At 65.6% G+C, this 10,471-nt stretch carries 11 protein-coding genes; 2 read left to right on the top strand and 9 right to left on the bottom strand.

The window, feature by feature from the left end:
* Both CHB64_RS15580 and CHB64_RS14870 read left to right on the top strand, forming a co-directional pair.
* A partial coding sequence (locus CHB64_RS15580) for a hypothetical protein (protein WP_221401148.1) occupies positions 1-292 on the top strand: 292 nt, incomplete at its 5' end.
* Positions 293-561: 269 nt separating this feature from the next.
* Complete coding sequence (locus CHB64_RS14870; protein WP_089413421.1) at positions 562-834, top strand: helix-turn-helix transcriptional regulator; 273 nt, start codon at positions 562-564, stop codon at positions 832-834.
* Here the strand turns inward: CHB64_RS14870 and CHB64_RS14865 are convergent.
* The 9 genes from CHB64_RS14865 to CHB64_RS14825 form a co-directional block, all read right to left on the bottom strand.
* Positions 824-2,080 carry a tyrosine-type recombinase/integrase gene (locus CHB64_RS14865; protein ID WP_089413420.1) on the bottom strand — a complete coding sequence of 419 codons (1,257 nt, stop codon included), beginning with the start codon at positions 2,078-2,080 and terminating at the stop codon, positions 824-826. The two genes, CHB64_RS14870 and CHB64_RS14865, sit on opposite strands and share 11 nt — an antisense overlap.
* Positions 2,081-2,396: 316 nt before the next feature.
* A complete protein-coding gene (gene guaA, locus CHB64_RS14860; protein ID WP_089413419.1) occupies positions 2,397-3,971 on the bottom strand; it encodes a glutamine-hydrolyzing GMP synthase in 1,575 nt (524 codons plus the stop codon).
* Positions 3,972-3,981: 10 nt separating this feature from the next.
* Positions 3,982-5,322 carry an RsmB/NOP family class I SAM-dependent RNA methyltransferase gene (locus CHB64_RS14855; RefSeq protein WP_089413418.1) on the bottom strand — a complete coding sequence of 447 codons (1,341 nt, stop codon included), beginning with the start codon at positions 5,320-5,322 and terminating at the stop codon, positions 3,982-3,984.
* The gene (locus CHB64_RS14850; protein WP_089413417.1) at positions 5,319-5,690 is read right to left on the bottom strand and encodes an MmcQ/YjbR family DNA-binding protein; all 372 of its coding nucleotides are present in this window, start codon (positions 5,688-5,690) and stop codon (positions 5,319-5,321) included. The genes CHB64_RS14855 and CHB64_RS14850 overlap by 4 nt, the downstream gene beginning before the upstream one ends.
* Entirely contained in the window at positions 5,687-7,165 is a 1,479-nt protein-coding gene (gene guaB / locus CHB64_RS14845) for an IMP dehydrogenase (RefSeq protein ID WP_089413416.1), read from the bottom strand. The genes CHB64_RS14850 and guaB overlap by 4 nt, the downstream gene beginning before the upstream one ends.
* A gap of 4 nt (positions 7,166-7,169) precedes the next feature.
* Complete coding sequence (locus CHB64_RS14840; RefSeq protein WP_089413415.1) at positions 7,170-7,631, bottom strand: hypothetical protein; 462 nt, start codon at positions 7,629-7,631, stop codon at positions 7,170-7,172.
* On the bottom strand, positions 7,628-8,191 hold the full coding sequence (locus CHB64_RS14835) for a tyrosine phosphatase family protein (RefSeq protein ID WP_183234059.1): 564 nt from the start codon (positions 8,189-8,191) through the stop codon (positions 7,628-7,630). The genes CHB64_RS14840 and CHB64_RS14835 overlap by 4 nt, the downstream gene beginning before the upstream one ends.
* A complete protein-coding gene (locus tag CHB64_RS14830; protein WP_089413414.1) occupies positions 8,188-9,006 on the bottom strand; it encodes an RlmE family RNA methyltransferase in 819 nt (272 codons plus the stop codon). Before CHB64_RS14830 ends, CHB64_RS14835 begins: the two co-directional genes overlap by 4 nt.
* Positions 9,007-9,075: 69 nt before the next feature.
* Positions 9,076-10,257, bottom strand: a complete 1,182-nt coding sequence (locus CHB64_RS14825) for a Ppx/GppA phosphatase family protein (protein WP_159462527.1) — start codon at positions 10,255-10,257, stop codon at positions 9,076-9,078.
* Positions 10,258-10,471: the final 214 nt, after the last annotated feature.

The raw sequence follows: 10,471 nt of genomic DNA, 5'->3' as shown, positions 1-10,471 counted from the left end.
TCAGAATGCCAATGATCTGTTCTTCGCTGAACCTGCTGCGCTTCATCGTCCGTCTCCTCTGTCGAGGAACAGACTAACCTCAGAGTGGGGAGGTTTCAGGGGAGCAGGTCAGCAATCGTTTCCGGGCCTGGTGAAGACTCAGCTACGCAGCTTCCCAGACTTGGTTCAAGATCTGCGCGGCGAGAGCCGCCTTGTCCTGTGGCAGGAAACGGCCATAGTGGTGCGCGACCATTTCCGCGGGCTCGTTGTGCTAACGACCACCCGGACAGTGCATATCATTGGATTTCAATAGGAAGTGGCGCACCCATCAGGATTCGAACCTGAGACCTCTACCTTCGGAGGGCAGCGTGCAAGGCAGCCACCGAAGAAGAGCGCCTCGAGCTGGCGCGGCCGCCTCATGATCATATGTTAAGCCTCACGAGAAGGGTGGCATCGCGGCGATCGCACCATCCGATTTCTACGCCATACTTTCCGTTTGCCGCACAGCTTTAAACGGAGTCTTCCATAACACCGATACCATCGCTTTCTATCGAGAAGACTTTCGTTTTGAGGAGAGCACTTATGACCCGGCCTGCGGAGCCAACCATTAGGCGAACCATCAGGCGACACCAACTTCGCGAAATCGTGCCTCTCGCCGACACGACCATCTACGAGATGGAGCAGCGCGGGGAGTTTCCCCAGCGATTCTATCTGACATCCCGTTGTGTGGTCTGGGACCTGGCGGAAGTGGAGGACTGGCTCGAAGAGCGGCGCCGGGCGTCCGACGCCAAGGCCACGCGGCGCGCGCCCATGCCCGATGTCCGCCTGCGGAAGACCCGCCCCGTCAGACGCTAGGATCGGGAGTCAGCAACTCCATTGATGGTGGATAGAGGGTGGGCGCATATTTCTGCCCGGCCGCCCAAGCGTCCACCAGATTGGCCCATTCCTGCAGCATGTGCCGACGCTGATGCTCGTATTCGGCTTTGTTGTAGACACCCCGGGACGAACGGCCATCCTCGTGTGCCAAGCACTTTTCGATCCAATCGCTGTTGAAGCCGATCTCGTTCAGAAGCGTCGACCCGGTGCGGCGCAGGTCGTGAACCGTGAACGGCTCTAACGGCAGATCTTGTTCTCTTGCTCGTTTAATGACGGCCATTGTAACGCGATTGAACGTTGCCCGCGACATTGGCGCGTCGGCATCATACCGCGACGGAAGGAGATACTTGGAGTTTCCGGAGCAGGTCTTTAGGGCGACCAGAATGTCGAGTGCCTGCTGTGCCAGGTAGACGTTGTGCGGCTTCGACCGCTTCATGCGCTCCTTCGGGATCGACCACACCGCATTCTCGAAATCCACCTCTTCCCAGGTCGCGTTCTGCAACTCGCTCTTACGGACCATCGTCAGAAGGATCAGCTTCAGACCTAGCCGGATCGTCGGCAGCGTTGCCACATGCTCAAGCTGATTGAGCATGATGCGGATCTCCGCCGGTGACAGCGCCCGGTCTTTCGGCACGAAGGTCGCGATCGATGAAGGGCCAACCTCGTCAGCCGGATTGGCGACTTTCTCGCCATGCAGGATGGCGAACCCGTAGATCTGTTTGACGATGTCGCGGACGTGGATCGCGGTCGCGGGAGCGCCCCTGTCCTTCACTTTGCCGCACAGCGCCCGGAGGTCATCAGGCTCGATCTCGGTGAGCAGCCTCTTGCGGAACTTGGGCAGGATATCGCGCTCATAGATCGTCCGACGCATGGCTCGCGTACTGTCGGCCATTGACGCCTCCTGAAAATAGCGCTCGCCGAACTCATCGAAGCTCTTCGCTTCCTTCAAGCGTCGCTTTTGCTGCTGCTTCTCCCGCGCCGGAGAGCGACCCTCCTGTACCGCCCGCTTCGCATCGATCAGCTTTTCGCGCGCTCGGGCCAGAGACAGTCCGGCCGGTCCGTATCGCCCGAGAATTACCGTCTCACGGCGGCCGTTCAGACGGTAATCATAGCGAAAGCTGATGGCCCCCGTCGGCATCACGAGCACGTACATGCCGTCGCGATCCGTCACCTTGTATTTTTTGTCTCGTGGCTTCAGAGCCTTAAGGGCTGTGTCGGTCAGCATTTTCCCTCCGGAATCGGTCGAAAAACGAGGGAAAGCCGCTGAAATGTCCGTCAGGCGATTTTGGCACCTTCTGAACAGAAATTTTCGTTTGTTTTCAATGTGATGAACTTGAAAAAAGTCCGTCAGCGGCTTTCACATCGCTGACGGTACTTTCAATTTCCATCAGTAGCAAGGTTTCAGAGGTCCGTCACACAGTCCGTCATTCGTAATGCTTGCGGGCCGATAGTTCACGAAAGGTGACGAGTCATTTTCTTTTGATTTCAGATAGTTATGTCAAGTTCTGGCGTGTTGCCGGATACGCTCGGCATGGCCTGAATCATTCCCACTCGATGGTCCCCGGCGGCTTTGAGGTCACGTCGTAGACGACGCGGTTGACGCCGCGCACTTCGTTGATGAGGCGGGTCGAGATCCGGCCCAGAAAGTCGTGCGTGAACGGATAATAATCCGCCGTCATGCCGTCGGTGGAGGTGACGGCCCGCAAGGCGAGCACGTAGTCGTAGGTCCGCTCGTCGCCCATCACGCCGACCGTGCGCACCGGCAGCAGCACTGCGAAGGCCTGCCAGATCTCGTCGTAAAGGCCGGCCTTGCGGATCTCGTCGAGATAGATCGCGTCGGCCTTGCGCAGGATGTCGGCCTTCTCCTTCGTCACCTCGCCGGGGATGCGGATGGCGAGGCCCGGCCCAGGAAAGGGATGGCGGCCGACGAAATGCGCCGGCAGGCCGAGTTCCCGACCGAGCGCCCTCACCTCGTCCTTGAAAAGCTCGCGCAACGGCTCGACGAGCTTGAGATTCATCCGCTCCGGCAGGCCGCCCACATTATGATGCGACTTGATCGTCACCGACGGGCCGCCGTCGAAAGAGACGCTTTCGATCACGTCGGGGTAAAGCGTGCCCTGGGCGAGAAATTCCGCGTCGCCCACCTTCTTCGCTTCCGCCTCGAACACGTCGATGAAGGTCGCGCCGATGATCTTGCGTTTTTTTTCCGGATCCTCGACGCCCTTGAGCTTGCCAAGGAACAGTTCCTCCGCCTGCACATGAATGAGCGGAATGTTGTAGCGTTCGCGGAAGAGGCGCACGACTTCCTCGCCCTCGCCTGCGCGCATGAGGCCCGTGTCGACGAAGACGCAGGTCAGCTGCTCGCCGACCGCCTCGTGAATGAGGACCGCGGCCACGGACGAATCGACGCCGCCGGAAAGCCCGCAGATCACGCGCCCTGCGCCGACCTGCTTTCTGATCTCCCTGATCGCCTCGTCGCGGAAGGCGGCCATGGTCCAGTCGCCCTTCAGCCCGGCGATGTTGAGCGCGAAATTGCGCAACAGCTTCGCCCCATCGGGCGTATGCGCGACCTCCGGGTGGAACTGCACCGCGTAGATGTTCCGCGCAGGGTTGTGAATCGCCGCGAAAGGCGCGCCGGGCGATTTCGCGATCGGCTCGAAGCCTTCAGGCAGCGCGTTCACCCTGTCGCCGTGACTCATCCAGACCGGATAACGCCGGCCCCGCTCCCACACGCCTTGGAAGAGCGGGCTGTCGGCGACGACCTCGACCTCGGCGCGGCCGAACTCGCGATGGTCGGCGCTTTCGACCTCCCCGCCCAGCTGGGCGCAGATCGTCTGTTCGCCGTAGCAGATGCCGAGGATCGGAACGCCGAGACGGAAGATCGCTTCGGGCGCGCGCGGGCTCGTTTCGGCCTTGACGCTCGCCGGCCCGCCCGAGAGGATAACCGCCTTCGGCGCGAATTCGGCGAGAAACGCCTCGCTCACCCGGTTGAAGGGATGGATCTCGCAATAGACGCCGAGCTCGCGCAGACGGCGCGCGATGAGCTGCGTCACCTGGCTGCCGAAATCGACGATGAGGGCCCGTTCGTGCTGGGCGGCGTGAGGATCAAGGGTCATGGGTCGGGTCTTAACGGGTCCATTGAAGAGTCGCGACAAAAAATCCGTCTGAAGAAATGCGCGCCGGCGTGACGCGCAGCGCGCCGTCCGGGGTCTCGCAGCGCGCGAGCGCCGCGCGCCCCTCCTTGGTCAACAGTCCTGAAGCGGCGAGCGCGTCTAGCGCGCGCGTCCGCGCGAAACCCGGATGGGCTTCGAGAAACGCCGCGAGGCGGTCCTCGTTCTCCTCCATGAACAGCGAACAGGTGACGTAGACGAGCCTGCCGCCCGGCTTCACGAATCGGGCGGCCTCGGCGAGAACCGCATCCTGCTCCTTCATGCGCCGTTCGAGCTGATCGGGCGCGAGGCGCCATTTCGCGTCCGGATGCCGGCGCCATACGCCCGATCCGGTGCACGGCGCGTCGACGAAGACGACGTCCATCCTGCCGGCAAGCGCGGCGAGCGCTTCTTTGTCCGTAACCGGATTGATGATCTGGAGATTGCGCGCGCCCGCCCGTTTCGCGCGGTGATAAAGCGGCTTCAGGCGGCGCGCGTCGCGGTCCCAGGCGTAAAGCTGGCTGGTGTTCTCCATCAGCGCGGCCAGCGCGAGCGTCTTGCCGCCGCCGCCGGCGCAGAAGTCGAGAACCTGCGCGCCCCTGACCGCGCCCGCCGCGGCCGCGGCGATCTGCGAGCCGAGATCCTGCACCTCGACCCAGCCCCTGTTGAAGGCGGGAATGACCGTGACGGCCGGCACCTTCTCGCGCGGGTCGGGCGCGTTGATGCGCGCGGCGGTCGTCAGCAGAGGGAGCGCTTCGCCCTTCACCGCCTTCAGCGCGGCGAGCGCCTTTTCCGGCGTCGTCTTGAGCGTGTTGATCCGCAGGTCCACGTCGGCGCGCGCGGCCAGCGCGGCGCCTTCTTCGGCGGCGCGTTGGCCGAAAGCGCGGACCATCATCGGCGTCGTCCACGCCGGAAAGTCGCCCGCGACATGCGGCGGAACCGCTTCTGCCCGCGCCTGGCCGGATTCCGGCCCGCATCGGGATGAGCGGAGTTTTTCTTCCTCCTCCGCACTCAGCGCGCCCGGCCCGTGCGGCTCCTCCGCGGCCAGCGCCGCGATTTCATCGGCCGACGCGCCCCATACGAATCGCAGCGCGCCGAGAACAAGCGCGCGCGGGCTGTCCGCGTCCATCGCATGGACGAGCGAGGCCCGCCGCCTGAGCGCGTCGAGGCAAAGGCCCGAAATCCACGCGCGATCCTTCGCGCCGGCGTAGCGCGCCCCGCGCGCCCAGTCCTGCATGGCGGTCTTGAGGGGAACGCGGCGGGCGTCGAAGTCCGTCAGGATTTCGATTGCAGCGGATACGCGGCCTGAAAGTCTCATCGCACGTCCTGATCCAGACCGAGCTCCCGGCGCTTCTTTTTCGTCAGACCGAGCGAGGCGAGCCGATGGGATTCGGCGAGATAGCTTTCGAGCTCGCGGTCGGAAAGCCCCGGCTTTCCGTAATGCTGAATCCACTTCATCCCGCGCGAGGCGAAATAGGGCGCCGGGCGCAGACCGGGACGGTCCTTGAGCATTTCATAGGCGATGTCCGACGCCTTGAAGACGAAAGCCGGCGCGCCGGCTTCATCCCAGCCGCCGATCGCGAAGACCTTGCCGCCGACTTTCCATACATGCGCCCCGCCCCATTGCACGACATGCGTCGTCGCCGGAAGCGACCGGCAGAAGGCGTTGAACTCGTCGTAGGTCATCGCGCCGATGTCGGATAATTCGGCGCCTCGCGGGTGATCTGCACGTCATGGACGTGAGACTCGCGAAGGCCCGCATTGGTGATCTTGACGAAGCGCGCGCGCTTTTGCAGCTCCTCGATGCTCGCCGCCCCGACATAACCCATCGCCGCGCGCAAGCCCCCGACGAGTTGATGCAGGATCGGGGCGACCGGCCCCTTGTAGGGCGTCTGTCCCTCGATGCCCTCGGGCACCAGCTTCATCTGCTCCTGCACGTCGGCCTGAAAATAGCGGTCGGCGGAGCCGCGCGCCATGGCGCTGATCGAGCCCATGCCGCGATAGGCCTTGTACGGACGGCCCTGATAGAGAAAGGTCTCGCCTGGCGCCTCCTCCGTGCCGGCGAGCAGCGAGCCGACCATCACCGCATCGGCGCCCGCCGCGAGCGCCTTGGCGATGTCGCCGGAATATTTGACTCCGCCGTCGGCGATGACCGGAACGCCCGCCGCGCGCCCCGCGCGCGCCGCATCCATGACGGCGGTGAGCTGCGGCACGCCGACGCCGGCGACGATGCGCGTGGTGCAGATCGAGCCCGGCCCGATGCCGACCTTGACCGCGTCGGCGCCGGCGTCGATCAGCGCCCGCGCGCCGTCATAGGTCGCCACGTTGCCGGCGATCACCTGCGTCGCGTTGGAGGCGCGCTTGATGCGCGCGACCTGCTCGATCACTTTCGCCGAATGGCCGTGAGCCGTGTCGATCACGACGACGTCGCAGCCGGCGTCGATCAGCGCCTCGACGCGCTCATAGCCCGTCTCGCCGACCGACGAGGCGGCCGCCACCCGCAGGCGGCCTTCGGCGTCCTTGCACGCATGCGGATATTTCTGCGCCTTCTCGATGTCCTTGACCGTGATGAGTCCGATGCAGCGATAGTCGTCATCGACAACGATCAAACGCTCGATGCGGTGCCTGTGCAAAAGCCGTATGATCTCCTCGCGGCTCGCATGGGGCTTGACTGTGACGAGCCCTTCCCGGGTCATCAGCTCGGCGACTTTCTGGTTCGGGTCGGCGGCGAAGCGCATGTCGCGGTTCGTCAGGATGCCGACGAGCTTGCCGACGCCGTTGGCGTCGCGATTTTCGACCACGGGAAAGCCGGAGATCTTCTTCTCGTCCATGATGCGCCAGGCTTCGGCCAACGTCGCCTCCGGCGTCAGGGTGAGCGGGTTCACCACCATGCCGCTTTCGAAACGCTTCACCCGGCGCACATGCTCGGCCTGCTCCTCCGTCGACAGGTTGCGGTGAAGCACGCCGAGGCCGCCGTTCTGCGCCATCGCGATCGCCATTTCCGCCTCGGTGACGGTGTCCATCGCCGATGACAGGATCGGGATGTTCATGACGATCTCGCGCGTCAGCCGCGCGCGGGTCGAAACCTCGGAGGGCATCACCTCTGATGCGCCAGGCTCCAGGAGCACGTCGTCGAATGTGAGCGCTTCGCGAATTTCCATGAGTTCAGCCTTTCGCAGTCAGAAATCGGCGCGCGACATAGGCCATCGGAACGCCGAACAGGAAGAGATGAATGAGAACGCCGATCGCGATCCGGGTCGCATCGGGCTCGCCGACGACGGCGCGCGAGACGGGAACGACGACGTAGTTCATGAACACGTACATCGCCGCGCCGAACACGGCGCCCGTCGCAAAAGCCATCCGCCGCAGCGGTTCGTAAAGACTCATTCCGGCGGCGAGCGCGAGGCCGGCGAAAAGCGCGATCAGAAAATGCAGCCCCGTCCCCAGAAGCGCTGTCGCGACGCCGCCTTCATACGCAGCCGCGCCCATCACGCCGCTGGCGATCGACTGCGGAACCCGGATCGCCGGAAAACCCTCCATGAGCGGATAAATGACTGACGCGGCGAGGAGATCGAGCGCGCCGCCGACAAGGCCGGCGGCGATCCCCCCTTTTAAGACGGCGTTCATCGGCCCCTCCCTTGCTGCTCTTCGTCGGCGGGCGAAACCGGCCGCGCGCCGAAGCGCGCCGGAATGGCGAAAGGCTCCGCCTCGAGCGCCGGCGCGCCAGGCCCGATCGCCTCGACCGCCTCGATCATGCGGCCCTTTCGCGCGAGCAGCTCGTCCGCGAAGGCGACGATGCGCGCGTTGGGCCATGCCGTAGGCGAGGCGGCGCGCAGCGTCATCGCGATCTCATGCTCATCCGTATCGGGATTATGCAGGCAGGCGGCGATGAAAGCCGTCGCCGTCGAGCGCGAAACGCCGGCCCAGCAGTGCACGAGCAGCGGGGCTTCGGGCCGCCAGCCTTCGAGAAACCCGATCAGCGCGCGCACGTGATCGCCGTCCGGCGCGACAAGTCCGTCCATCGGCTCGCGAATGTCGTGAACGCCGATCCTGTGATGGCGTCCGTCGTCATAGCCGCCAAGCACGGGAAAGCTGTCCTCGGGCGAGAGAAGGCTTACGACGCGCGCCGGCTGCGCTGCGGCGACCATCTCATGCACCTTCGCCAGACTGGACACCCAGATCCTCACGCGCGCCCCCTGAATCCTGTCGCCGCCACATACATCTCCGGCGATTCCGCCCGGCTCGCTTTCGGCTTGGCGTGCTTGACCGTCGCGAAGTTTCGTTTGAGGCTCGCCAGAAGCTCGCCTTCGGCGCCGCCCTGAAATACTTTGCACACAAACGATCCGCCCGGCGCCAGCACGTCGACCGCGAAGGCGAGCGCGGCCTCGGCGAGCGCCACGACGCGCAGATGGTCGGTCGGCTTATGGCCCGTGGTCGGCGCAGCCATGTCGGACAGCACGACGTCCGCCTCCCCGCCCAGCAGCGCCTTCAGGCGCGCCGGCGCCTGCGCGTCGAGGAAGTCCATCTCCAGAATGTCGGCGCCCGGCACGGGATCCATGCCGAGATAGTCTATGCCGACGACCTTCGCCGCGCCCGCCTTTGCGGCGACCTGGCTCCATCCGCCGGGGGCCGCGCCGAGATCGACGACCCGCGCGCCCGGCTTGATGAGGCCGAAGCGCTCGTTGAGCTCGATGAGCTTGTAGGCGGCGCGCGAGCGATAGCCTTCCGCCTTGGCCCGCGCCACATACGGATCGTTGAGCTGGCGCTGGAGCCAGAGCGTGGAGGAATGCCTGCGCCGCTTGGCCGTCTTCACATTGACGGCGAGCTCGCGCTGGCCGCCGCCTGACGGCGCGGCGGCGCCCTTGCCGGTCTTTGTCTTGGCCGGAGGCTGTTTCAGGCCGCGCTTTTCAGGAACCTCGCCAAGCGCCGTCTTGGCGAGATCGACTTTGGGCCGTTTGCGGGGCTTCGTCGGGCCCCTGGATTGCGATTTCCGTCGCTCCATGGCGCTCTATAGCGAAGCGAAATCGAGTCGTGAAGCGCCAGCGCGCCCGTCGGGCGCGCTGGCCGTCGATCATTTCGCCGCGGCCCGGCGCGCGCGCGCCCTTTTGCGCCGCCGGCGCGCCCTCGTCGCCGCGTCGAGGAGATCGGCCAGCATCCCCTCGCGCAACCCGCGATCGGCGACGCGGATCCGGCGCGCCGGCCACTCCTGCAGCAGCGCCTCCAGAATCGCGCAGCCGCACACCACCAGATCGGCCCGTTCGAGCCCGATGCAAGGCTCGCCCGCACGCGCGTGGAAAGACATCGCGCGCAGCCGTTCGCTGACCGCCCGGGCCTCCTCGCTGCTGAGCCAGAGCCCGTCCACCCGGTCGCGTCGGTAGCGCGGCAGGCCGAGATGCACCCCGGCGATCGAGGTCACCGTGCCCGACGTGCCGACGAAATGCGCCGCGTCCTGCTCGAACAGGCCGCGCAGCCCCCCGGGATCGCCGAAACCGGCGATCATCCTGCGCACCTCTTCGACGATCGCCCCATAGGTTCGCGCGTCGATTTCGCGCCCGTTCCACCGCTCCGACAAACTGACGACCCCGACCGGCAGCGACACCCAGGCGACCGTCTCGGGCCCGGCCCCGTTCCGACCCGGCCTGATCCAGGAAATCTCCGTCGAGCCGCCGCCGATGTCGAAGACCAGCCCGGCCTGCGCGCCGGGATCGAGCAGCTCGGCGCAGCCGCGCACCGCCAGGCGCGCCTCTTCCGATTCCGAGATCACCTCGAAGGCGAGTCCCGTTTCCTCCTTCACCCGCGCAAGAAACGCCTCGCCGTTTTCGGCCGCCCGGCAGGCCTGGGTGGCGATGCAGCGCAGGCGCGTCACCCCGCGCTTTTCGATCTTCTCCGCGCAGGCCTTGAGCGCGTCGAGCGTGCGCGCCATCGCCGCCGGCGCCAGAACGCCTGTATGGGAGAGCCCCTCGCCCAGACGCACGATGCGCGAATAGGCGTCGATGATGCGCAGTTTCCGCCCGCGCGGGGCGGCGATCAGAAGCCGGCAGTTGTTGGTGCCGAGATCAAGCGCGGCGAGCCTTTCCGGCGCCGGGCGCGCCGCGCCCGATAAGGATTCTGCGGCGGGCGTCCCATTGACGCCTTGCGCGTTTTTTCCGGCTTGTCCCCCGCCTTGCCGGCCGGCGCCTTTGGGCGCTCCGGCCGACCCCCCGCCGTCGCGGCTTCGCGATCGGCGCCGGCGACGGCGCGCGCTGTCAACCACGTCCTGCGTCCTCGCTGCGGCCCGCGCAGGGCCGAATGGCGAGCCGATCCTAGCCGATCGGGCGCGCCCGCCTCAATCGTGCGTCAGGCGATGGAAAACGCAAAGCCGCCCGGCGCGCGCGAAAAAACCGCCCGGAACGGCCCGAAAAAAATGTCGGGACCGGTTCGAAAACGCGCCGGTTCGCCTTTTCGGCGAATCGGCGGGCCTTTGTTTT

The organism is Amphiplicatus metriothermophilus (assembly GCF_900199215.1).
In the GTDB taxonomy this organism is placed as follows: domain Bacteria; phylum Pseudomonadota; class Alphaproteobacteria; order Caulobacterales; family Parvularculaceae; genus Amphiplicatus; species Amphiplicatus metriothermophilus.
This window is presented reverse-complemented; position numbering and strand designations above follow the sequence as displayed.